19 protein-coding genes are annotated in these 22,625 nt (G+C 71.1%); 7 read left to right on the plus strand and 12 right to left on the minus strand.

Features of this window, described 5'->3' with window-relative positions; all coding sequences use genetic code 11:
• Window positions 1–9 precede the first annotated feature (9 nt).
• The 8 genes from larC to thiL all read right to left on the minus strand — a co-directional run bounded on the left by larC (window position 10) and on the right by thiL (window position 8,350).
• Entirely contained in the window at window positions 10–1,176 is a 1,167-nt protein-coding gene (gene larC, locus D7Y11_RS07995) for a nickel pincer cofactor biosynthesis protein LarC (RefSeq protein WP_121754734.1), read from the minus strand.
• 6 nt (window positions 1,177–1,182) lie between these two features.
• Entirely contained in the window at window positions 1,183–1,935 is a 753-nt protein-coding gene (gene larB / locus D7Y11_RS08000; RefSeq protein ID WP_126933388.1) for a nickel pincer cofactor biosynthesis protein LarB, read from the minus strand.
• A 44-nt stretch (window positions 1,936–1,979) separates the two neighbouring features.
• The gene (locus D7Y11_RS08005; protein ID WP_120578198.1) at window positions 1,980–2,570 is read right to left on the minus strand and encodes a chemotaxis protein CheC; all 591 of its coding nucleotides are present in this window, start codon (window positions 2,568–2,570) and stop codon (window positions 1,980–1,982) included.
• Entirely contained in the window at window positions 2,567–4,969 is a 2,403-nt protein-coding gene (locus tag D7Y11_RS08010) for a chemotaxis protein CheA (protein ID WP_121754737.1), read from the minus strand. Before D7Y11_RS08010 ends, D7Y11_RS08005 begins: the two co-directional genes overlap by 4 nt.
• A 68-nt stretch (window positions 4,970–5,037) precedes the next feature.
• Window positions 5,038–5,406, minus strand: a complete 369-nt coding sequence (locus D7Y11_RS08015) for a response regulator (protein WP_014400067.1) — start codon at window positions 5,404–5,406, stop codon at window positions 5,038–5,040.
• Between the two features lie 71 nt (window positions 5,407–5,477).
• Window positions 5,478–5,900, minus strand: coding sequence for a chemotaxis protein CheW (locus D7Y11_RS08020; protein ID WP_120578197.1), 423 nt, complete (start codon window positions 5,898–5,900; stop codon window positions 5,478–5,480).
• 49 nt (window positions 5,901–5,949) lie between these two features.
• Entirely contained in the window at window positions 5,950–7,323 is a 1,374-nt protein-coding gene (locus tag D7Y11_RS08025; RefSeq protein WP_126933389.1) for a methyl-accepting chemotaxis protein, read from the minus strand.
• A 64-nt stretch (window positions 7,324–7,387) separates the two neighbouring features.
• A complete protein-coding gene (thiL, locus tag D7Y11_RS08030; RefSeq protein ID WP_121755107.1) occupies window positions 7,388–8,350 on the minus strand; it encodes a thiamine-phosphate kinase in 963 nt (320 codons plus the stop codon).
• 116 nt (window positions 8,351–8,466) lie between these two features.
• Between thiL and D7Y11_RS08035 the strand changes: the two genes are divergently transcribed.
• Together D7Y11_RS08035 and D7Y11_RS08040 are read left to right on the plus strand one after the other, a co-directional pair.
• On the plus strand, window positions 8,467–9,600 hold the full coding sequence (locus D7Y11_RS08035) for an aquaporin (protein ID WP_306770424.1): 1,134 nt from the start codon (window positions 8,467–8,469) through the stop codon (window positions 9,598–9,600).
• Window positions 9,601–9,681: 81 nt separating this feature from the next.
• Entirely contained in the window at window positions 9,682–11,025 is a 1,344-nt protein-coding gene (locus D7Y11_RS08040; protein ID WP_120579083.1) for an MgtC/SapB family protein, read from the plus strand.
• A gap of 10 nt (window positions 11,026–11,035) precedes the next feature.
• On the opposite strand, the gene D7Y11_RS08045 is transcribed toward D7Y11_RS08040, so the two are convergent.
• From D7Y11_RS08045 to D7Y11_RS08055, 3 genes are all read right to left on the minus strand, one after another.
• Window positions 11,036–11,389: a hypothetical protein gene (locus D7Y11_RS08045; protein ID WP_126933390.1), complete on the minus strand. Its 354-nt coding sequence runs from the start codon at window positions 11,387–11,389 to the stop codon at window positions 11,036–11,038.
• 160 nt (window positions 11,390–11,549) lie between these two features.
• On the minus strand, window positions 11,550–13,046 hold the full coding sequence (locus tag D7Y11_RS08050; protein ID WP_121755109.1) for an ATP-binding protein: 1,497 nt from the start codon (window positions 13,044–13,046) through the stop codon (window positions 11,550–11,552).
• Window positions 13,043–13,768 (minus strand): ATP/GTP-binding protein, encoded by a 726-nt coding sequence (locus tag D7Y11_RS08055; protein ID WP_121755110.1) that lies wholly within the window; start codon window positions 13,766–13,768, stop codon window positions 13,043–13,045. The genes D7Y11_RS08050 and D7Y11_RS08055 overlap by 4 nt, the downstream gene beginning before the upstream one ends.
• Before the next feature lie 271 nt (window positions 13,769–14,039).
• Here D7Y11_RS08055 and D7Y11_RS08060 point away from each other — a divergent pair, with 271 nt between their 5' ends.
• From D7Y11_RS08060 to D7Y11_RS08080, 5 genes are all read left to right on the plus strand, one after another.
• A complete protein-coding gene (locus D7Y11_RS08060) occupies window positions 14,040–14,579 on the plus strand; it encodes an N-acetyltransferase (RefSeq protein ID WP_120579087.1) in 540 nt (179 codons plus the stop codon).
• A gap of 175 nt (window positions 14,580–14,754) precedes the next feature.
• Window positions 14,755–16,689, plus strand: coding sequence for a type IV pilus twitching motility protein PilT (locus tag D7Y11_RS08065; RefSeq protein ID WP_233607230.1), 1,935 nt, complete (start codon window positions 14,755–14,757; stop codon window positions 16,687–16,689).
• Between the two features lies 1 nt (window position 16,690).
• Window positions 16,691–17,797 carry a type IV pilus twitching motility protein PilT gene (locus D7Y11_RS08070; RefSeq protein ID WP_121781930.1) on the plus strand — a complete coding sequence of 369 codons (1,107 nt, stop codon included), beginning with the start codon at window positions 16,691–16,693 and terminating at the stop codon, window positions 17,795–17,797.
• 120 nt (window positions 17,798–17,917) lie between these two features.
• Window positions 17,918–18,352, plus strand: coding sequence for a DUF5684 domain-containing protein (locus D7Y11_RS08075; RefSeq protein WP_199753704.1), 435 nt, complete (start codon window positions 17,918–17,920; stop codon window positions 18,350–18,352).
• 129 nt (window positions 18,353–18,481) lie between these two features.
• Complete coding sequence (locus D7Y11_RS08080) at window positions 18,482–20,674, plus strand: TonB-dependent receptor (protein ID WP_126933391.1); 2,193 nt, start codon at window positions 18,482–18,484, stop codon at window positions 20,672–20,674.
• Here D7Y11_RS08080 and D7Y11_RS08085 read toward each other — a convergent pair.
• Window positions 20,628–22,625, minus strand: coding sequence for an ATP-dependent DNA helicase (locus D7Y11_RS08085; protein ID WP_126933392.1), 1,998 nt, complete (start codon window positions 22,623–22,625; stop codon window positions 20,628–20,630). The genes D7Y11_RS08080 and D7Y11_RS08085 overlap by 47 nt on opposite strands.

The following is a 22,625-nucleotide window of genomic DNA, read 5'->3' on the forward strand; positions in this document are numbered from 1 at the left end:
TCCCGAGCCTCAGGGCGTGAGGGCCGCCATCGCGGCGGCCATCACCTGCTTCACCGGCACGCCCGCGGCCCGGGCCAGCCGGACGCAGTCGTCGAACTCCGGGTGCGCGTTGAGCACCCGGCCGTCCCGCAGGCCGCGCTTCACGCGGACCTTGCCCCAGGGCGTGTCCACCTCCACGAAGTCGCGCTCCAGCGCGTGGCGCTCCACCCGGTGGTAGCGCACGCCCAGCGACGTGGACTCACGCAACAGCACGTCCACCACCGCCTCGCGCAGGCCGCCCTCCACCAGCGCGCCCAACAGGTGCGCCGGCCGGCCCTTCTTCATCACCACCGGGGCCACCCACGCGTCCTTCGCGCCCACCTCCAGCAGCCGCTCCACCAGGTGCGCCAAGAGCTGCGGCGTGGCGTCATCCAGGTTCGCCTCCACCACCCACAGCCCTTCGGTGGCCTGCGTCTCCACGCGGCCCAACGACGCGCGCAGCACGTTGGGCCGGTCGCGGAAGTCCTTCGTCCCCACGCCGTAGCCCACCTTCTCCACGATGAAGTCCGGCGGGTGGCCAATCTTCGTCAGCACCTTGAGCAGCGCGGCGCCCGTGGGCGTCGTCAGCTCGCCCACGCCCTCGAAGCGCACGGGCACGTCGCGCAGCAGCTCCAGCGTCGCGGGCACGGGGATGGGCATCTGGCCGTGCGCCACCCGGATGGTGCCGCTGCCCAGCGGCGGCGGCGCGGCGTGCACCTCCGGGTCGCCCAGCAGCTCCAGCACCACGGCGGCGCCGCAGATGTCCACGATGGAGTCCACCGCGCCCACTTCATGGAAGTGGATGGCGTCGATGGACACGCCGTGCACCTTCGCCTCGGCCTCGCCGATGGCGCGGAACACCGCCAGGGCTCGAGCCTTCGCGCGCTCCGGCAGCGTGGGCGCGGCTTCAATCAGCTGGCGGATGTCCGCGTAGGCGCGGTGCGGGTGCGCTTCCTTCGCGTCCAGCACCACGTCCAGGTGCGTGCCGCTGATGGCGTGGCGCACCGCGCGCGACACCGCCAGCTTCCAGCCCGGCACGTTGAGGCCGGAGAGCGCCTGCGCAATCGCGTCCGGCGACACGCCCAGGTCGATGCCCGCCGCCAGGAACATGTCCCCGGCGATGCCGCCCACGGGCTCCAGGTAGAGGATGCGCCGCATGGCCTGTCAGCTCCGTCCCTTGGTGCGGGAGATGAGCGCCGCGTAGAAGCCGCCGCCAAACCCGTTGTCGATGTTCATCGTGGCCACGTTGGAGGCGCACGAGTTCACCATCGAGAGCAGCGCGGAGATGCCCCCGAGGTTCGCGCCGTAGCCCACCGACGTGGGCACCGCCACCACCGGGATGCCCACGAGTCCACCCAGCGCGCTCGCCAGCGCCCCCTCCATGCCCGCCACCGCCACGGCGACGTGGCACTCCTGAATCTCTTCACGCCGGCGCAGGAGCCGGTGGATGCCCGCCACGCCCACGTCGTAGACGCGCCGCACTTCCGCGCCCATGGCCTCCGCCGTGAGCGCGGCCTCTTCCGCCACGGGGATGTCGCTGGTGCCGCCCGTCACAATCGCGACGCGGCCCGCCTTCACCTTGCGCTGGGGCAGGTGGAAGATGCGCGCCACCGGGTGGTACTGGCCCTTGGGGAAGCGCGCCACCAGGACCTCCGCCTTGTCCGGTTGCAGCCGCGTCACCAGCACCGTCTGCTTGCGCTCCACCAGCGCGCCGACGATGCCCAGCAGCTGCTCCACCGTCTTGGGCTCGCCCAGCACCACCTCCGGGAAGCCGAACCGCAGGTTGCGGTGCGTGTCCACCGTCGCGTAGCCCAGCTCCGCGTATGGCAGGTCCTTCAGCTTGCCCACCGCGTCGTCCAGGGTGACCTTGCCCGTCTTCACTTGGCCCAGCAGGGCCCTGAGCGCCTTCTCGTCCATGGGCGAGCGGTCTACCCCAGCCGCCCCCGCGCCTCCAGGCGGACCTAGAGGCCCAGCCGGGACAGCAGCGCCTGGGCGCTCCCGCGCTCCAGCACCAGCAGCATCTGTCCGCCCAGCGGCGTGGGCCCCGAAGCCGAGAAGCGCGCCGCCAGCACCACGCCGGGCCCCGGCTCCACGTCGCCCAGCACGCCCGCCAGCACCGGCCGCACCGGCCCGCGCTGGAGCTGGGGCACGGAGGGCAACAGCCGCCAGCCCGTCAGCCGCCCGATGGCGGACAGGCACGCGCTGGCGAGGATGTTCGCGGCCTCGGCCAGGGCGCTCTCGCGCTCCTCGGGGGACGCGGGGTGGCCTCGCACCAGCGCGGACTCCAGCGCCTCCGCGTCCACGGACGGCAGCGCCAGCACCAGCGCGCCGCGCAGCTCTCCCGTCATGCCCAGGCGCACGGCGACGGCGGGGGCGTCGTCCGCGAAGAGCGCGGGGCCCTGGGTGGCGTCCGTGACGCGCACCTCGGGGATGGACAGGTCCACGCGGCCACCCACCAGCCGGGCCAGGGCGTTGGCGCCGTGTCCACAGCCGATGTTGGCCACCTCGCGCAGGGCGTCGAGCTGCGCGTCACTGGGCAGGGGGGGGCTCACGCGGTCAGTAACCTCGGGACGTCCAGGATGAACACGGGACGACCGCTGCCCAGGATGGTCACGCCGGACAGTCCCGGCAGCAAGTCCAGGGGACGGGACAAGGGTTTGAGAACGACTTCCTCCTGCCCCAGGAGGCGATCCACCGCCAGCGCCACCTTGCCGGTGCCGGCGTCTCCTTCCATCACCACGAAGGGCCGGTAGCCGGGCATGGGGGACGCGGGCACACCCAGGAGCGTCTCCAGGGCGTGCACCGGCAGCAGACCATTGCCGTGAGGCAGGAGCGCCGTCTCACGGCTGCGGCTCAGGGACTCCGGGTCCGCCTCCGTGGCGCCCACCACCTTGGCGATGGGCAGGCCGAACACCTCCTCCCCCACTTCGACGAGGAGCAGGTGCACCACGGCGACGGTGAGCGGCAGGCGCAGCGTGAAGGTCGTGCCCCGGCCGCGCTCGCTGTCGATTTCGAGCGTGCCACCCACGCTCTCCACCACGCGCTTCACCGCGTCCATGCCCACGCCGCGGCCGGAGATGTCGGTGATGTCCTTGGCGGTGGAGACGCCCGGCAGGCACGACAGGAGGAACGCGTCGCGGTCCGCCATGCGATGGGCGGCGTCCTCGGTGATGAGCCCGCGCTTGAGCGCGGAGGCCTTGAGCTTCGCGGGGTCCATGCCCCGGCCGTCGTCCTCGATGTCGATGATGACGCGGTCGCGCGCACGGCGCACGGTGACGGTGACGCGGCCCCGCGCGGACTTCTTCGCGGCCGCCCGCTCCTCCGGGGACTCCAGGCCGTGGTCGATGCAGTTGCGCAAGAGGTGCAGCAGCGGGTCGGCCAGCTCGTCGAGGATGGCGCGGTCGAGCTCGATTTCAGCGCCGGTGATGACCAGCTCTACCTCGCGCTCCTTGCGGCGGGCCAGGTCGCGCGCGGCGCGGGGCAGCCGGTCGGTGATGAGCGACAGCGGCGTCATGCGCGCGCTCATGACCTTGTCGTGCAGGTCCTTCACCAGCGTGTGCAGCCGGTAGACGCCCTCCTCCAGCGCGGGGCGCGTGTTCTCCGGCAGCACCTTGCCCACTTCGCGCAGGCGCGCGGTGGCGAGCATCAGCTCACCCACCGTGTCGAGGAAGTAGTCGAGCAGCTCCGTGCGCACGCGCACCGTGCGAGAGCCCGCGTCCGCGGTGGCGCGCGCCGGGTCCGACGCGGGCGCGGCCACGGGGAGCACGGGCGGCTCCGGGACGGCCGGAGCGACGGAGACGACCTCCACCTCCGCCACGTTGCGCAGGGCCGCCTGGATGCCGGCGTCGCCCACGCCGGTCTCCACGTCCACCTGGATGTAGCCGTCCGGGATGCGGCCGGCCTTGAGCTCCTCCAGAGGGGGGCGCAGGTCCACCAGCGTGCCCAGGGAGGACAGCCGCTTGTGCACGAGGAACGCGCGCACGCCGGGCACCTGACAGGTGGGGGAGATGCGCAGGCGCACCGACCAGCGGGGCGCGCCGGCCTTGCCGTCCACGCCGCTGGCGGCGGCCTTGAGCCCCGAGGCCAGCGCCACCACGGAGGTGGAAAGGTCGTTCTCCGGCAACACCGCCAGGGACCGCGCGGCCGGGGCACCGTAGAGGGCCTCCGGGCCGCTCAGGTCGCGAGGCGGCATGAGCGTGGCCGGCGGCATCACCGCCAGGGCGGAGGGCGGCGCCGCGCTGGAAACGCCCGGACTGGCTGTCCCAGAGGCCGCGTCACCGCTGGACGTTCCCGAACCGGAGGTTCCCGGAGTCGAAGGCCCGGCCCCGCTCGACGCGGAGGTTCCCGAGCCCGAAGCCTCGGCGCCAGAGGCTCCCGAGGCACCGGCCGCGCTGCCCGGAGTCCCCGAACCCGACGCGGGCCCGGCGGAGCCACCCGGCGTCCCTGAACCCGAGGCACCCGAAGGGCCCTCGCCCCCTCCCGAGCCCTCCCCGTCATCTCCTCCGGACGGGGTCGCGGGCTTGAGGGCGGTGACATGGGCCACGCGGGTCGCGGCGGGGGCGTGGCCGGTGAGCGACTGCACGCGGGCGCTCAACTGATTGAGCAAGCCCTCGGCCTGCTCCGGTTCGCGGTTGGACGAGACGGCGCGCACCTGGGCCGTCAGCGTGTCCGTGGCGCTCAACAGCAGGTCCACCAGGTCCCGGTCCAGGAGCTTGCGGTCCTGCCGCACCGCGTCCACCAGGTCCTCCACCCGGTGCGCCAGCATCGCGATGGGCTCGAAGCCCATGGACGACGCCATGCCCTTCACCGAGTGGGCGTGCCGGAACATCGAGTCCACGGTGCTGGCGGTGGCCTCGCGCTCCAGCTCCACGAGGTCCCGTCCGAGCGCCTCCAGGTGCTCGGTGGCCTCCGAGATGAAGAGGCCCAGATACCGGGACATGTCCATCGTCATGACCCGGCACCTCCTTCACAGGCGGAAGGGGCCGCGACCCGGGCGGGAGCGGTCCCTTGCGCGCCGATTCAGGCCTCGCCCAGCACCTTCTTCACGACCGCCAGCACGTCCTCCGCCCGGAACGGCTTGACGATGAAGTCCGAGGCACCCGCCTCGATGGCCTCCATCACCAGGCTCTCCTGTCCGAGCGCCGAGCACATGATGACGACCGCGCTGCTGTCGGCCTTGATGATTTCCCGCGTGGCTTCAATGCCGCTCTTGAAGGGCATCACGATGTCCATCGTCGTGAGGTCCGGCTTCAACTCCTTGAACTTCTCCACGGCCTCCAGGCCGTTGGCCGCCTCACCGACGACCTCGAACCCTCCAGACGCAAAGATGTCCTTGATCATGTTGCGCATGAAGATGGCGTCGTCGACGACCAGCACCCGCTTAGCCATGTGAAGAACTCCGCCTCCGTTTCAGGCCTAGAGGGAGCGCACCCTATCACCGGCCGTTTCCGGGGGGCTACTCACTTGGAGGGAGTGAACAAGGCAACGACCGCCGCATCAAGTCCTTCCGGATCCAGCACGGTCACTCCCAGACCGCCCAGGCGGGCAACGCCGCGAACCGCGGGCATGGCCTTGCCCGGCGCGGCGCTGACGCGTTCCACCGCTTCGATGCCGTCCACGTCCGTCACAAGGAGGCCCAAGTCCCTGCGACCCCGGTCCAGTAGCACGACACGGCACAGGGGCGTGGGACCTTCTGGCAGGTGGAGCAGCTGGCGGAGCTCCACCACCGTCACCACCCGGCCGCGCAGGTTCATCACCCCGGTGATGGCGGCCGGGGCCCGCGGTACACGTGTGTAGCGCTCCGGGGGGACCACGACCTCCCGGACGGCCGACAAGGGCAACCCGTAGCGTTCCTTCTCGACCCGGAAGATGACGTGCCGCACGGTGAAGGCCCTTGTGCCGCAAGGCGGCGACAGGCGGGGGACGGGGCGCTCAGGGCCCCAGGCGGAAGCTGCGCACCACGCTCTGCAGCTCCACGGAGAGGTTGGTCAGCTCGCTCGCCAGCGACGTCATCCGCGACACCGCGGCCGTCTGCTCCTGGATGACGGCCTGGATGGCCTCCGTGGAGCTGGCGTTGTTCTTCGCCACGAGCTTGATCTCCTCGATGGCCTTCACCATCTCCTCGCTGCCCTTCATCTGGTCGCGGGTGCTGTCGGAGATGAGCGTCACCTTCTCCGCGCCCTTGCGGGCGGTGTCGGTGATGGCCCCCATGGAGCGCATGATGTCGGTGAGGTCCTCACGGCCCTCGGCCAGCTCCGCGATGCCTTCCTTCATGGCGCTGACGACGGAGGTTGACTGGCCGGAGATGTCGCGCGCCAGGCGGGAAATCTGCTCCGCGGAGCGGCCGGCGCTCTCCGCCAGCTTGCGCACTTCATCCGCCACCACCGCGAAGCCGCGGCCGTACTCGCCCGCGCGCGCCGCTTCGATGGTGGCGTTGAGGGCCAGGAGGTTCGTCTGCTGCGCCACCTGGGTGATGGCGTCGACGATCTTCGAAATCTCCTGCGTCTTCTCGCCGAAGGCGAACACCTGCTGGCTGGCGGACTCGATGCGGTTGAAGACCTTCTTCACCTTGTCGCCGGCGAGCCGCGCCGCCTTGGAGCCGTCCTCCGCGCTGCTGCTGGTCTCCGCGGACGTGCGGGCCGCGTCCAGGGCGCTGGCCGCCGTGCGCTGGATGCTGCCGGCCATCTCCGTGATGACCTTGGAGGCCTGCGACACCAGCTGAGACTGGGTCTCCGCGCCGCTGGCGATCTTCTCCATCGACGAGCCCACTTCCTCCGTGGACCCGTTGACGTTCTCCGCGCTGCGCTGAAGGTCGATGGCGGTGTCCGCCACGCTCTTGGCGGTGTCCTGGATCTTGCCCACCAGCTCGCGCAGGTTCTCCTGCATGCGGGAGATGGCGCCCGTCAGCTCGTCGATTTCGTCGCGGGTGCTGTGCACCTCCGCGGCCACGGGCTTGGACAAATCGCCCTGCGAAATCTCGAAGGCGGAGCGGCTGAGCACCTTCACGCGGGTGACGCGCGCCAGCAGCGACGGCAGGACCGCGGCGCCGCCAAAGGTGATGAGCACGCCCACGCCCACCCGGATGATGAAGCTCCAGCGGCCCCAGGACGCGTCGAAGAGGCTCTCCGTGCAGAGCAGCCAGGTGCCCAGCAGCAGGCCCAGCAGGATGTAGCCGGTGGTGATCTTCCGGTGCAGGGACTGCTCGCGAACCGCCTTGGGGCCATCGACGGCGCGCAGCAGTCGCTGCACCGGCTCGCGTCGGGGGGTGAGGCCAGAGGAGGGGTCGTCGCGAAGGGGGCGGCGCACGGGGTGCTTTCAGCGGGAGGGGCGGAAAACAGCCCAGGGGTTTAGCCTTGCTGTCTGGTACGGGTCAATCATCCGGCCGGATCTGCCTGCTTGACCGGGCGAAGTGATCGAATCCCGCCGGAGGGGTCAGAAGATGCCCCCCCGCGTCTCGAATTCGCAACGTCTGCTCCTGGGTGAGCACTCCCATGCGCGTCACCTTTTGCCCGGCGCGGGCGCACGCACGCTCGAACGCCTGCATGCGCGAAGGTGGGACGGCGAGTAGCAGTTCGTAGTCCTCCCCTCCCCGCAAGGCACCCTCCGGCCCCAGCGCCGCGCGCACGGCGGGCGACAGGGGCAGCCGGTCCAGCTCCAGCTCCACGCCCACCCGGGACGCGGCGCACAGGTGGCCCAGGTCCTGCGCCAGTCCATCCGACACGTCCATCCCGGCGGAGGCGAAGCGCGCGGCCAGCTTCCCCAGGGCGATGCGGGGCTCGGGGCGGCGCTGGCGCTTCACGGCCGCGCCCCGCCGGACGCCGGACTGGAGGTGCTGGAGTCCCAGGCGCGCGTCGCCCAGCGTGCCGGAGACATAGAGGAGGTCGCCGGGCCGGGCGCCCGAGCGGGTGATGGGCGCGTGGGACAGCTCCCCGGTGACGGTGAGGGTGACGGACACCTCGCGCGCGGAGGTGAAGTTGCCGCCCACGAGCATGATGCGGTGGGCCTTCGCGAGCGCGGCCATGCCCCGGCCCATGGCGGACAGCTCACGGGCGGGGAAGTCCCGGGGCAGCGCGAGCGCGCAGACGAACCAGCGCGGCGTGGCGCCCATGGCGGCCAGGTCCGACAGGTTCACCGCGAGCGCCTTGTGGCCGATGTCCGCGGCGGAGAACGTCGCGCGGGTGAAGTGCACGTCCTCCACCACGGCGTCGGTGGTGACGCACAGCGCGCCCTTGGACGGGGCAAGCACGGCGCAGTCGTCCCCCGGCCCCACCGGCACCCGCGCGCGCGGGAAGCAGGCGAGGAAGCGTTGGATGAGGTCGAACTCGCCGGGCATGGCGGCACTGAAGACCACGCTCGCGCCAGGGGACGCAATGACGACCCGCGAACGGGCGAGCGGGATGGAGGCACGTGGCGTTGACGGTGTCGGACCTCCCAGGCATAGGACAGGGAGTGCCCTCTTCCGCCACACCCATGGATTTGCGCCGCCGGCTGGTGACGGAAGCGCTGGGCTGCGGGCTGGTGGTGGTGGCGCTGGAGGGGTCGCACCACGTCGCGGAGCACCTGGGCGCGAGCGCCACGGAGGGACGCCTCTTCATGTCCCTGTCCTGCGGCGCGGTGCTGGCGTGCCTGTTGTGGGTGCTGCGTCCGCTTTCGGGCGCGCATTTGAATCCGGCGCTCACCTTCGCGGACGCGCTGGGGGACCGCACGCCCTGGCGCGAGGTGCCGCTGTACGCGCTGGCGCAGCTGTCCGGCAGCCTGGTGGGCAGGCTCGTGGCGCACCGCATGTGCAATGAGCCGCTGCTGCTCACCGCGAGGATGCCCGTGGCGGACGGGGCCCGGTTCCTCACGGAGATGGTGGCCACGTTCGGGCTGCTGGTGGTGGTGCGAGGCTGCGTGCGTACGCGCCCGTCCGCGACGCCGCTGGCCATCGCGGGGTACGTGGCGGCGACGGTGTGGTTCACGGACTCGCGCTCGCTGGCGAACCCGGCGCTGGTGCTGGCGCGCGCGGCCAGCGCTCACGTGGGCGTGATGAGTCCGTGGGAGGTGGAGTCCTTCGTCGCGGCGCAGCTGTTGGGCGCGGCGCTGGCGGTGTTCCTCTTCCGGTGGCTGCTGGGCAGCCCGCCGAAGCCCGCCCCCACGGCCGTGGAGACCGTCGTCTTCGAGTGCGCGGAAGCAGGGCCCGCGCACCTGGCCGCCGCCCTCTTCAACTCGCTGGCGCACCCGGACCGGGCGCGAGCGGTGGTGTCGCCGCCGCCGGGCTCGGGCCTGGATGATGGGCCGCCTCCCGCGGTGGAGACGCTGATGCGGGAGGCGAACCTGCGCGCCGCGCCCCTGCGCGACCGGAACGTGCCCGCGTCGCACTACGTCCTCATCGACGTCGCGGACCATGCCCCGGGCATGGACGCCCGCGTGCGCGAGCGCTGGTCACTTCCCGCGCTGTCGTTGAAGGAGGAGGCCGGAGCAAAGGCGCTCCAGGCGGCGCTGCGGCCGAGGCTGCACCAACTCCTGGCGCGACAAGGTTGGGAGCGGCTGCACGTCGTCAGTGGCGGACCCGCCCCCGAAGGCCCTCGCGCCCTCACCTGACGCGGGTCCCTTTCGCGTGACGGGGTGCGGCGTTGACGTCGGCCCGACACGCGAGCATGACGGTCCGAGAGAGGTTTTCGCATGATGGAAGGTCTTCCCCCCGTCGTCTCCTGGCCACCGCTGCAGACGTTGATGCGGCTGACGCTCGCGCTCGCGGTGGGCCTGTTCGTCGGGCTGGAGCGTGAGTGGCGTGGCAAGGAGGCCGGCCTGCGCACGTTCGGCTTCGCGGCGCTGCTGGGCGGCATGGGCGGCCTCCTGGGCCCGAACTTCGCGCTGCTCAGCCTCGCGCTGCTGGGCGTGCTGCTGTGCTTCCTCAACTGGCAGTCCCTGCGCGCCAACGGCGGCGCGGAGCTGACCACGTCCGCCGCGCTGCTCGTCACGGGCTTCGCCGGCGTGCTGTGCGGCCTGGGTCATACGGTGACGCCCGCGGCGGTGGGAGTGACGACGGCGGGCCTGCTCGCGTGGAAGGAGCGGATGGCCACCTTCAGCCACAAGATCACCGCCGAGGAGCTGCGCAGCGCCATCCTGCTGGCCATCCTCGCCTTCGCCATCTACCCGGTGCTGCCCTCGCAGCCGGTGGACCCGTGGGGCCTCATCGAGCCGCGCGCCGCGTGGGTGACCGTCATCCTCATCGCGGCCATCGGCTTCGTGAACTACATGCTGTGGAAGGTGTTCGGCACGCACGGCGTGGAGGTCACGGGGTTCCTGGGCGGGCTCGTCAACAGCACCGTCACCGTGGCGGAGCTGGCCAACCGCGTGCGAGAGACGTCCGGACGCCTGCTCGACGTGGCCTACCGGGGCGTGATGCTGGCCACCGCCGCCATGGCGCTGCGCAACGCCGTGCTGCTGGGGCTGCTCTCGTTCCGCGCGCTGGTGGACTCCGCCATCCCGCTGGTCCTCATCCTCCTGTCCAGCACGGGTCTGGCGCTGATGCGCTCGCGCGTGGAGGCCACGCCCAGCGCCGAGCCTCCCGCCCTGCCCCTGAAGTCGCCCTTCTCGCTGCCGTCCGCGCTGAAGTTCGGCCTCATCTTCCTGGCGCTCCAGGTGGTGGGCACCGTGGGCCAGACGCTGCTGGGCCGCTGGGGCTTCTACGCGGTGAGCGCCGTGGGCGGACTGGTGTCCAGCGCGTCCGCGGTGGCGTCCGCCGCGTCGCTGTGCGCCAACGGCACCATCTCCCCCACGACGGCAGGAGTGGGCGCCATCATCGCGTCGCTCGCCAGCGCCGCCATCAACTTCATCCTCGTGGCGCGCGTGTCGGAGCAGCGGTCGCTCACGCTGCGGCTGGGCCGCGCGCTGGGCGTGGTGATGCTGCTGGGGCTCGTGGGCGCGTTCGTGCAGACGCGGCTGCCCACGTTCCTTCCGGCGGACGCCGGAGGCGCGGAGCTGTTCAAGCCCCACGCCTCCGAACAGCCCCACGCGGACTAGCGAAGCGGGCTCAGACGCAGAAATAGGTCGCGTCCGTCCAGCCCCACTGGCCGGTGGACAGGCGCTGCACGTACATCCAGTTGCCGTCGCGGCTGTACACCTCCACGCCCTCGCCGTAGTTGATCTGCGCGTACACGGCGCCGCCCGGCGAGGTGCGCAGGCCCACGGTGTTCGCGTTGCACACCCAGCGGAAGTACTTCGCGTGCACCGGGCGGTCGTTGTTCTCCTCCTGGGCAGGCGCGTTCACCTGCGTACCATCCTGCGGCTGCGCCTCCATGTCCTCCGGCGCGCCACCACAGCCCACCGTCAGACCGGCAATAGCGAACACAGCCACGCCGAACGCGCGGATCGAGAACGTCTTCATGGGCAACTCCAATGTCAGCGGGGTTGGGAACTACAGAAAACAGACTATACAGCTTTTTGCTCAAATCAAGCTTAAGCCGTATAAACTCTAAATTCAGGATACGGCTCCAGCCATCCGCCTGCTCCGTGGCTGGCGCGCCGCGGCATGCTGCTGTCTGCCTTTAGAAGCGGTCCGGCTCCGACATGGGAGGCGCGGCCGTCAATCCGCGCTCCTGCATGGGCGGGTGCAGCGGCAGCTGGACGATGAAGCGCGAGCCGTGGCCGAACTCGCTCTCCACGCGCACCCGGCCGCCGTGGCCCTCCACCAGGCTCTTCACGATGGCCAGGCCCAGCCCCGCGCCGCCGAACTCGCGCGTGGAGCTGCCGTCCACCTGGTAGAAGCTCTGGAAGATGCGCTCGAACTCCTCGGCGCGGATGCCCACGCCGGTGTCCTCCACGCTGATGCGGTAGCCGGGCACGCCCAGCTCCTGCTGCATCGCCGCGTCCGACAGCGTCACCTTCACCCGGCCGCCCGCGGGCGTGAACTTCACCGCGTTGGCCAGCAGGTTCACCACCACCTGGCGCAGCTTGTCCAAGTCACCCGCCAGCCGGGGCTGCGGCGTGTGCGGCAGCCGCACCTCCAGCTCCAGGCCCTTGCGCTGCGCCTGCGGCAGCACGCTGGAGACCGCCGTCTGGATGACGTAGCCAGGGTCCACCGGCGCCATGGACAGGCGCAGACGCCCGGCTTCAATCTGGCTCAGGTCCAGCAGCGAGGAGATCATCGAGAGGAGCGTCTCGCCCTTCTCCACGATGGTGCGCACGTACTGGAGCTGCTCCGGGTTGAGCGGCCCCGCCAGCCCCTCCGCCATCATCTCCGAGTAGCCCAGGATGGACGCGAGCGGCGTGCGCAGCTCGTGGCTCACCGTGCCCAGGAAGGTGGACTTCAGCCGGTCCAGCTCCTTGAGCCGAGCGTTCGCCTGGAGCAGCCGCGCGTTCTGCGCCTCCAGCTCGCGGTGCACCTCCAGCGTGGACTCCAGATGCAGGTGCGTGGCCAGGTACGCCTTCTGCCCGCTGGCGACGAGCGCGCCCAGCACCTGACCGAAGTGGCCCAGCACCTGCGCGGCGGTGCGCTCCGGCACGCGGCGAACGCGGCCCAGCAGCTCCTGCGCGCGCTCCAGGTCCAGGCCGTGGATGCTGGTGAGCGTCTCCGGGAAGTCCGTCAGCTCCTCCGGCGTGAAGGGCCCCAGGATGACCCGGCCCAGCAGGTCTCCGTCCCAGCGAACCGGCATCACCACGTAGCGCAGGCCGGTGAAGCAGGTGAGCGCGATGAGGCCCGCGGCCTCGGAGACGTCTCCGTCCGCCACGCGCCCGCCGGCCTCCGGCAGCACGGGGCCGTCCTTCACCCGGCCCACCATGGCGGTGCACGCGTGGCGGCCGTCCGGGAAGGAGAAGACGTAGGCGCAGAAGTCGCCGTGGCCCACCTTCACGTCCGCCAGCTTGTTGCCGCGCGTGTCCAGCACCTTGATGCCCACGCGGTACAGGTCGCTGAAGCCCTTCACCACCTCCGTGAAGGACGGCAGGTCCAGCAGGTCCCCCAGCGACAGCCGGCGCTGGAGCGCGGACTCACGCCGGGGCGCGCTCGCGGTGTTCCGGGATCCTCCGCCTGCCGCGCCGTTCATGGCGCCCTCCCGCTCTCCCTGCCGCCAGGAATGGCGCCGGGGCCGTACCGCCCCTCCAGCGCCGTACCGCTCAGGTCGATGTGACGGAAGATCTGCCCCAGGAACTCTTCCTCGCTCAAGCCCACGTTGCGCGACAGCTGCGCCCGGCCCTCCAGCGCGCGCCAGGCCGTCTGCACCACGGCATGGAAGGTCTCCACCACGCCCTCGCCTCGCACGGCCACGGAGCCCACCACCGGCTGGCTGCCCCGGCGCTGCACCTCCGCCAGCTCCTCGTCCGTGAGGCTGTCGGGCAGGTCGCGCTTGTTGAACTGGATGACCACCGGCACCTGCGTGGGGTCCAGCTCCATCTCCCGCAGGTTCTCCTGCAGGTTGCGCCAGTAGGCGTTGTTCTCCTGCGCCGCCCCGCGCCGGCTGTCCGCGATGAAGACCACCGCGTCCGCGCCCTGCAGCACCACCCGCCGCGTGGCGTTGTGGATGACCTGACCGGGCACGGTGAAGAGCTTCACCTTCACCTTGAAGCCCGTGGAGGTGGAGAAGAAGACGGGCAGCAGGTCGAAGAAGAGCGTCCGGTCGTCGTGGGTATCCACCGACAGGAGGCGCCCTCGCACGTCCGCCCGCGCCCGCGCGTGCAGCTTGCGCAAGTTCGTCGTCTTCCCGCTCAACCCGGGGCCGTAATAGACGATCTTGAGCGTCAGCTCGCGCTGGGCGTGGTTGAGTTGCAAGGGGCTTAAACTCGGACCGAGGGGGACCCGGACAGGGGTTTTATAATGGCCTCACGCTCCGCGCGGAAGGCCGCTCGCAGTCCAGACGGCGGAGCAGGACGCGTCTTCCCGGAATGACGCGCCCGTAGGCGGCGTTTCGACAAGTTCCGGCTCCCCGCCTGGGAGGAGGACGTCTCCCCACACGGAAAACAGGACAATGCGCGCGGAATGATCGCGTGCATGGGTACGGGGGGACCGGTTAGGATCGCGGACGCGACGGAGGAGCAAGGCGATGACGATGAAGCAGGTGGACCCTGGCGTCGAGGTGGCGGCCCCCACGCCGGTGCTGGACGGAGCGACGCTCCCCAACGAAATGGTGACCGGGGTCAAATTCGGTCCGCCCACCGACGAGGACCTGACGACGGTGTCGGCCCTGCGCGCCAACTCCGAGCCCTGGAAGGGGCGGGGTGAGTCGCAGGAGGAGAGCCTCAAGGCCCTCACCCAGCTGAAGCCCTTCATCCACGTGGCGCGGCTCCAGAGCCAGGTGGTGGGCTACGTGACGGTGGAGCGCGACGGTCCGGTGCCGGGCGCGGCCTACCTGCGCAACATCGTGGTGAAGCCGGAGCTGCGGCGCCACGGCCTGGGCGCCATGCTGCTGGACAAGGCGCTGGACGCGGCGCGCGACATGTACCGCAAGACCATCGCCCTGCGCGTGGATCCTGCGAACGCGCCCGCGGTGGGCTTCTACCGCAAGGCGGGCTTCACCACGGTGGCCACGGTGGTCTCCAAGAAGTCCGGCAAGCTGCGGCTCCTGATGTCGCGCGAGCTGTAGTCCGCGGTACCCCAGCAATCGGTTGGACCCGACGGGAGGGGCCCTCGCACGGCCGCTCCCGTCGTGCGTTTGGGGCGTGCCCCCAGGGTGACCTGGAGCGCGGCGGTCGACTATCCTTTCGGGAGTTTCCACCCCGCCGGGCCTGACGCACGGCAGCGGTGGGGCTTCCCCCTGAATGAAACCGCTCGCGGAACTGCTGCGTCATCTCTCGCGTCCTGGAATCACCGAGCTGGCCCTGGCCAGTGGCCGTCCTCCGATGGTGCGCGGCGCCAACGGTTACGAGCCCGTCGATCCAGGCGCCCTCTCCACCGATGAGCTCGTGAAGGCCCTCCAGGCGATGGTGGGCATGGCGCGCGCGTCCTCTGTGTCGGAGACGCCGGTGCAATGGACGGTGAACGCCACCGGCCTGGGTTCCCTCAACATCGCCGCGGTGCGCCGGGGCGAGCTGATGAACGTGCGCCTCACGCGAAGCGCGGAAGGCGCGGCGGCCGCCGCGGCTCCAGCGACCGCGGCGGCTCCGGCGACTGCAGCGGCTCCGGCGGCGCCTGCCGCGCCCACGCGGACGCCCTACGCGGGAATGCCGGCCGTGTCCGCCCAGGCGCCCACGCGCACGCCCTACGCGGGAGTGCCCGCGGTCTCCGCGCCCGTGGACGCGCGGGCCACGCAGCCTGGTGGAATGGGTGCGGGAGCCGCCGCGCGCGGAGTTCCTGTCAGCGCGGCCCCTCACGCGGGCGCTCCTTCACACGCAGGCGCGGGCGGATACGCGAGTGCGCCTGCCCACGCGGGTGCTGCGGCCCATGCAGGCGCTGCGGCCCATGCAGGTGCGGCGGCCCATGCAGGCGCTGCGGCTCATGCAGGCGCTGCGGCCCATCCAGGCGCTGCGTCCCACTCCACCGCCAGCGCGAATCCCCCCGCGCGGATCATCCCCATCTCGCGCGCGACCTCCGCTCCGGGCCGCGACCTGACCGTGCTGCTGGAGCAGGCGCGCAGCATGAGCGCCAGCGACCTGCACCTGGTGGCCGGACGGCCTCCGCTGCTGCGCCTGGCCGGAGAGCTGCTCCCGCAGGACACGCCGCTGTCCCCGGAGACGGTGGAGCGGCTGCTGCTCCCCATCATCCCGGAGCGGCTGCGCCACGTGCTGGAGAAGGACGGCAGCGTGGACTTCGCGCTGGACTCCGAGGAGACCGGCCGCTTCCGCGTCAACGTGTGCCGCCAGCGCACGGGCCTCAAGGGCACCTTCCGCGTCATCCCCCGCGAAATCCCCACCCTGGAGTCGCTGGGCCTGCCCGCGGACATCGCCAAGGCCACGCACCACCACCAGGGCCTCATCGTGCTCACCGGTCCATCCGGTCACGGCAAGACGAGCACGCTCGCGGCGCTGGTGGACATCATCAACCGTGAAACGACGCACCACGTGCTCACCGTGGAGGATCCGGTGGAGTACGTGCACCCGCGCAAGCGCGCCCTCATCAGCCAGCGCGAGGTGGGCACCAGCACCCGCACCTTCGCCAGCGCCCTCAAGGGCAGCCTCCGCGAGGACCCGGACGTCATCGTCGTGGGCGAGCTGCGCGACACGGAGACCGTGCGCATGGCGCTCGCCGCCAGCGAAACGGGCCACCTGCTCATCAGCACCATGAACACGCCCAGCGCGGCGAAGACCATCGACCGGCTCATCGACCTCTTCCCGCCGGCGGACCAGCAGCAGGTGCGGCTGTCGCTCTCCAGCGGCCTGCGCCTCATCGTCAGCCAGCGGCTGATGCCTGGCACGGACGGCAAGTCCCTGGTCGCCGCCGCCGAGGTGCTCACCGGCTCCGTGGCCCTGGGCAACCTCATCCGCGACAACAAGACGTATCAAATCCCCTCCCTCCAGCAGCGCGGCAAGTCGCTGGGCATCATCCGCTTCGAGGACTCGCTCTCGGACCTGGCCCGCTCCGGAAAGGCGACGCTGGAGACGGTGAAGGGCTTCGCGGAGAACCCGGACGAAATCGAAGCCATGGTGACGGGCAAGCGGCCCGGCGCAGCTCCCACCGTGCCCCCGCCCGCCACCGCCCAGGAGGGCGCGCGGATGCTGTCCAAGGTGGGCTCACTGCTTGGCAAGAAGGGCGCCTGACATGACGGACACCCCTCGCATCGCCGCCTGGTTCGACATCCTGCTCGACAAGAAGGGCAGCGACCTGCACCTGGGCGTGGGCTACCCGCCCCTGGGCCGCATCCGCGGCGAGCTCATGCCCCTGCGCGAAGAAGCCCTCACCACCGAAGAACTGGAGTCATTGCTCTTCGAAATCTGCTCGCCCGAACAGAAGCGGCAGATCACGGAGGAGCTGGACCTGGACTTCGCCTACGGCTACGGCACCAAGGCCCGCTTCCGCGCCAACTACTTCTACCGGATGACTGGCATTGGCGCCGTGTTCCGCACCATCCCCAGCAAGGTGCTGTCGCTGGAGGACCTGAAGACGCCGGAGGTGGTGCGCAAGATGGCGGACCGCCGCAGCGGGCTGGTGCTGGTGACGGGCCCCACGGGCTCGGGCAAGTCCACGACGCTCGCCGGGATGATCAACCACATCAACAAGACGCGCCCGGCGCACGTGCTCACCGTGGAGGACCCGGTGGAGTTCGTGCACGAATCGCTCAAGTCCCAGGTCACCCACCGCGAGGTGGGCCCGCACGCCTCCAGCTTCGCCACCGCCATCCGCTCCGCCGGCCGTGAAGACCCCAACGTCATCCTCATTGGCGAGCTCCGCACCAACGAGACCATGAAGCTGGCGCTCCAACTGGCCAGCTTCGGCGTGCTCGTCTTCGCCACGGTGCACACCAACAGCGCCCCCGCCACCATCGACCGCATCATCAACTCCTTCCCCGCGGACGAGCAGGGTCAGGTGCGCGGCATGCTCGCGGAGTCGCTGGCCGGCATCGTCGCCCAGCAGCTCATCAAGACCGCGGACGGCAAGGGCCGCGTCGCCGCGCTCGAAATCCTGGTGGGCAGCGCCGCCATCGCCGCCATGATTCGCGAGGGCAAGGTGTTCCAGATCGCCTCCAAGATGCAGGCCGGCCAGAACCAGGGCATGCAGACCCTGGACATGCACCTGGAGCGGCTGGTGAAGGACGACGTCATCCTCCCCGAGGCCGCCCTGGAGAAAGCCCAGGACAAGGAGAATTTCGTGAAGGTCATCCAGCGGCTGAAGCCGGACTGGCAGGTGCCGGAGACGCTCAAGGCCTGAGCGGCCTCCCTCGGGCGGGGGAAGGAATTTGCTTTCTCCCCCCGACTTCGCCTTTGTTCGGGAGTGAACTTGGATCCGCCCACGGAGGTGGGTCCTACACTTCCGAGGGGGAAGTCGCTCATGAACGAAGAACAAGCAGAGATGATGCGGCAGGCGATGGAGCAGCAGCAGTCCCAGTCCTCCGGGCCGTTCGCCATCGTGATGTCGCTCGTCTACCTCGCGGTCATCGCCGTGGTGATCGCGGGCATGTGGAAGATGTTCGTCAAGGCGGGGCAGCCCGGCTGGGCGGCGATCGTTCCCTTCTACAACCTCTACATCATGCTCACCATCGTGGGCCGCCCCATCTGGTGGATGGCGCTGTTCCTGCTGTGCCCGCCCGCGGGCTTCATCGCGGGCATCATCATGAGCATCGACTTGGCCAAGTCCTTCGGCAAGAGCACGGGCTTCGGCATTGGCATCGCGTTCCTGGGCTTCATCTTCATCCCGATGCTCGGCTTCGGCGACGCGCAGTACCAGGGCCCGGCCGCCTCCGGCGGTGGCATGGCTGCGGCGTAGTTGTTCCCCACGGCCTTCCGGCCGTGAACGGCGGCGGTGGAGTGGCCCTCCGGGCGCTTCACCGCCGTTCGTGTTTCTGGAGCCCGCCATTGCTCGCCCGGGAGCACGACATCCAGTAGAGCGGGCCCGATGCCTGGACCTCGCGCCGTCTCTCGCTCGTCGCTCTCCCATCGCCTCGCATGGGCGTTGCTGTTGCCCGGCGTGGCCACCGCGCAGACGGTGGACGCGGACACGGCCCGCGAGCCGGAGGCCGCCGCGCTCGTGGCCCCCGCCGAGCCCGAGCCTCAGCCCGAGCCTCCTCGCGACACCCGCACCGTCGTCACCGCCACGCGCCTGCCGCGGCCGCTGCGCGACGTGCCCGCCACCACGGTGGTGATTCCCCGCGAGGAGATGGAACGCAGCCCCACGCTCACGCAGGACGCGCTCATCCGCACGCTGCCGTCCGCGGCCACGTTCCGCCGCACGCCGTCGCTCGTCGCGGACCCCACCGCGCAGGGGCTCAACCTGCGCGGGCTCGCGCCCTCCGGCGTGGCGCGTGGGCTGGTGCTGCTGGACGGGCTTCCCTTCAACGACCCCTACGGAGGCTGGGTCTTCTGGCGCGCCCTGCCCCGCCTGGGCCTGGACCGCGTCGAGGTCGTCCCCACCGGCGGCTCCGCGCTCTATGGCAGCGCCGCGCTGGGCGGCGTGGTGCAGCTGTTCTCCCGGCCCATCACCGGCCCGGTGCTCGACGTCGACCTGTCCGCCGGCAACCTGGGCACCGGCTTCGCCGCCGCGCGCATCGCGGACCGTTGGGGCCGCGTGGGCGCCTCGTTGGAGGTCGAGGGCCTCACCAGCAACGGCTACCGCATCGTCCCCGAAGGCCAGCGCGGCCGCATCGATGGAGACACGCCCTCCAACCACGTCAGCGCCCAGGCGCGCGTCGAAGCTGCGGCCACCGACCATCTGTCCCTCTCCGCCCGCGCGGGCGTGTTCCGCGAGACGCAGAACGGTGGCACCCAGTACACCGTCGCCAGCGTGGACCTCATGTGGTTCGCCGCGAACGCCCGCCTCCGCACGGACGCCGCCGGCGCCTTCGAGCTGGGCCTCCATGGCCGCACCCAGCACTTCGCCCAGGACCGAGCGCGCGTCGCACCGGACCGCAACTTCGAGATCCGCTCCGCCCTCCAGGACGTGCCCGCGGACGACCAGGGCGGCTCGCTCGTCTGGACCGGTCCGGAGCTGACACTGGGCGGAACCCACGTGCTCGCAGCGGGCGTGGACGTGCGCCGCTCCCACGGCAGGGCCGACGAGGTGCTCTTCCCCGCCAGCTACACCGCCACGACGCTCTACGCGCGCAACACGCGGGGCACGCAGCTGTCCGGCGGCGTCTTCGTGCAGGACCTCTACACCGTGTCCCCCGCGCTGGAGTTCGCCGGCACGCTGCGCTGGGACACGTGGCGCAACTTCGACGGCAACCAGTTGGAGAGCTTCGCGAACGGCACCACCACCGCCACCGACTTCGAGCCCCGCACCGCGCGCCAGCTCAGTCCGCGCATCGCCGCGCGCGTGCGCCCGTTGGAGTGGCTCACGCTGCGCGCCTCCGCGTACCGCGCCTTCCGCGCCCCCACCCTCAACGAGCTCTATCGCCCCTTCCAGGTGGGCACCGTCCTCACCGCCGCGAACCCGGACCTGGGCGCGGAGCGCCTCTGGGGCACCGAGGCAGGCGTGGAGGCCACCGGCCCGCGCGGACTCACCGGCCGCGTCACCGGCTTCTGGAACGTGCTGGACGCGCCCGTCACCAACGTCACCCTCGCCACGCCCCTGCCGGACGGAGCCACGCGCCAGAGACAGAACCTGGGCCGGGCCCGCGTGCGAGGCGTGGAGCTGGGCGCGGACTGGCGCATGTCCCGGCAGTGGACCGCGCTCGCCGCCTATACCTTCGTGGACCCCGTCGTCACGCGCGCCCCCGGTCAGCCCGACCTCGTGGGTCGCCAGCTTCCGCAGGACCCCAGGCATCGCGGCTCGCTCGCGGTCACCTTCGATGACCCGCGCATCGTCTCCGTCACCGCGCAGCTGCGTGTGTTCGGCCCGCAGTACGAGGACGACCTCAACACGCGCGGCATGGGCGGCGCGGCGGTGGTGGACCTGTTCGTGAGCCGCCACCTGTTCTGGAAGGTGGACGCCTTCGGCGCGGTGGAGAACCTCTTCGACCGCCAGTACCTCGCGGGCCGCGCGGGCGTGGACACCCTGGCCCCGCCCTTCCAGGCACGCGTGGGCCTGCGCCTGCGCGACGTGTTCAGCGAATCGAGCGCACGGGCGGCACCGGGCGCACCGGGCCGTTGAACCAGCGGCTCAATTCCGTCGTGTCCTCCATCCGCTTCGCGGGCGGAAGGCTGGAGAGGAACACGCGGCCGTAGCCCTTGGTCACGATGCGGCGATCCAGCATCGCGACAATGCCCCGGTCCGCCTGCGTGCGGATGAGCCGCCCGAAGCCCTGCCGCAGCGCCAGCGCCGCCTGCGGCAGCTGGTACTGGTCGAACGGCTCTTCACCGCGCGCCTGAATCTGACGGATGCGCGCGGCCACCAGCGGGTCGCCGGGAGACGCGAACGGAAGCCGGTCGATGATGACCAGGCTCAGCGCGTCCCCAGGCACGTCCACGCCCTCCCAGAAGCTGTGCGCGGCGAAGAGCACGCTGGGCGTCTGGCGGAACGCATCCAGAAGCTGCTGCTTGGGCCGCTCCCCCTGGAGCAATGCCTGATAGGGCAGCCGCGTCGCCGTCAGCTCGTACGCGCGCACCATGTTGCGCAGGGACGTGAAGAGCACGAACGCGCGCCCGCCCGTCACTTCGCACAGCTGGATGATTTCCTCCGCCGCCGCCTCGATGAAACCCGGGGCGCTGGGGTCCGGCAGGTGCGTGGGCAGGTACAGCGCGGACTGGCGCGGGAAGTCGAACGGGCTGGGCACCGCCAGCGTGCGCACGCGCGTCACGGGCTGGCCCTCGTCGTCGTACATGCCCATGCGCTTGGCGAAGAAGTCGAAGCGGCTGTCCGCCGCGAGCGTCGCGGAGGTGAACACCACCGTGTCCAGCGCGCCGTAGAGCCGGTCGCGCAGCTCCTTCGCCACGTCGATGGGGCTCGCGCGCAGGAACAGCCCCTTGCCGCGCGCCTCCGCCCAGTACACGTGGTCCGCGGACTCGGACTTCTCCAGGAAGCTGAGCTGCTCCGCCATCTCCTCCGCGCGGCGGTGGATGGCGGCCAGCTCCGGCTCGCGCTCGCTGCCCGCGAAGGACGCCAGCGCGGCCAGGCCTTCCCGCACCTGCTCCAGCGCGCCGGACAGCTTGCCCATCGTCTCCGGGCGCAAGGCCACGGTGGACTCCTGGCTGGACATCCCCAGCGCGCGCGGCGCCTGGAGGAACAGCGCGTCCGCGTGCGAGCGCACCCGCTGGGCCAGCGCGGAGAGCGTCGCGTGCCGCTCATCCTTCGCCTGCAGGGCCGCCACCGCGTCGCGCGACAGCTCCTCCAGCCGGTAGTTGGACACGCTGCACCCGAAGTGGCCGCTGGCCGCGTCCTCCAGCGCGTGCGCCTCGTCGAAGATGACCGCGTCGTAGAAGGGCAGCACCCCTTCCGTGCGCTTGCCGGAGCTGCGCAGCGCCAGGTCCGCGAAGAACAGGTGGTGGTTCACCACCAGCAGGTCCGCGGCCTCCGCGCGCTTGCGCATCCGCGTGACGAAGCACGTGTCGTACTGCGAGCAGCGCGAGCCCAGGCACGTCTCCGACGTGGTGGACAGCCGGGACCACGCGGCGAAGGACTCCGGCAAATCCAGCTCCGCCCGGTCCCCCGTCTCCGTCTGCGTCACCCACTTCTTGAGCAGCGGCCACTGCTTCGCCTCTTCGCGCGAGACGAACTGCGGGTCCTTTTCGAAGGACTCGTAGCGGTGCAGGCACAGGTAGTTGCCGCGCCCCTTGAGGTACGCCGCCTCGAAGCGCAGGCCCAGCTTCTCACTGAGCAGCGGCAGGTCCTTGAAGAACACCTGGTCCTGCAATGTCTTCGTGGCCGTGGACACCACCACCTTGCGCCCCGCCAGGAGCGCGGGCACCAGGTACGCCAGCGTCTTGCCCGTGCCGGTGCCGGCCTCCGCCAAGAGATAACTGCCTTCGGAGAAGGCCCGCTCCACCGCGCGCGCCATCTGGAGCTGCTCCGGGCGGTGCTCGTACGCGGGCAGCGCCTCTTCCAGCGCGCCACCAGGCCCCAGCAGGCTGTCGACAGAGAGAGGACGGGTCGCGGGCGCGGACAT

Origin of the sequence: Corallococcus sp. AB018 (assembly GCF_003986945.1) — a bacterium.
Taxonomy (GTDB): domain Bacteria; phylum Myxococcota; class Myxococcia; order Myxococcales; family Myxococcaceae; genus Corallococcus; species Corallococcus exiguus.

What these genes read in the sequence shown, in the direction of transcription:
- thiL (WP_121755107.1), bottom strand. Translation starts at nt 8,350, where the DNA reads ATGCCCGGCGAGTTCGACCTCATCCAACGCTTCCTCGCCTGCTTCCCG.
- D7Y11_RS08050 (WP_121755109.1), bottom strand. Translation starts at nt 13,046, where the DNA reads ATGAACGGCGCGGCAGGCGGAGGATCCCGGAACACCGCGAGCGCGCCC.
- D7Y11_RS08060 (WP_120579087.1), top strand. Translation starts at nt 14,040, where the DNA reads ATGACGATGAAGCAGGTGGACCCTGGCGTCGAGGTGGCGGCCCCCACG.
- D7Y11_RS08075 (WP_199753704.1), top strand. Translation starts at nt 17,918, where the DNA reads ATGAACGAAGAACAAGCAGAGATGATGCGGCAGGCGATGGAGCAGCAG.
- D7Y11_RS08070 (WP_121781930.1), top strand. Translation starts at nt 16,691, where the DNA reads ATGACGGACACCCCTCGCATCGCCGCCTGGTTCGACATCCTGCTCGAC.
- D7Y11_RS08085 (WP_126933392.1), bottom strand. Translation starts at nt 22,625, where the DNA reads ATGTCCGCGCCCGCGACCCGTCCTCTCTCTGTCGACAGCCTGCTGGGG.
- D7Y11_RS08040 (WP_120579083.1), top strand. Translation starts at nt 9,682, where the DNA reads ATGATGGAAGGTCTTCCCCCCGTCGTCTCCTGGCCACCGCTGCAGACG.
- D7Y11_RS08080 (WP_126933391.1), top strand. Translation starts at nt 18,482, where the DNA reads ATGCCTGGACCTCGCGCCGTCTCTCGCTCGTCGCTCTCCCATCGCCTC.
- D7Y11_RS08010 (WP_121754737.1), bottom strand. Translation starts at nt 4,969, where the DNA reads ATGACGATGGACATGTCCCGGTATCTGGGCCTCTTCATCTCGGAGGCC.
- D7Y11_RS08015 (WP_014400067.1), bottom strand. Translation starts at nt 5,406, where the DNA reads ATGGCTAAGCGGGTGCTGGTCGTCGACGACGCCATCTTCATGCGCAAC.
- D7Y11_RS08045 (WP_126933390.1), bottom strand. Translation starts at nt 11,389, where the DNA reads ATGAAGACGTTCTCGATCCGCGCGTTCGGCGTGGCTGTGTTCGCTATT.
- D7Y11_RS08065 (WP_233607230.1), top strand. Translation starts at nt 14,755, where the DNA reads ATGAAACCGCTCGCGGAACTGCTGCGTCATCTCTCGCGTCCTGGAATC.
- larC (WP_121754734.1), bottom strand. Translation starts at nt 1,176, where the DNA reads ATGCGGCGCATCCTCTACCTGGAGCCCGTGGGCGGCATCGCCGGGGAC.
- larB (WP_126933388.1), bottom strand. Translation starts at nt 1,935, where the DNA reads ATGGACGAGAAGGCGCTCAGGGCCCTGCTGGGCCAAGTGAAGACGGGC.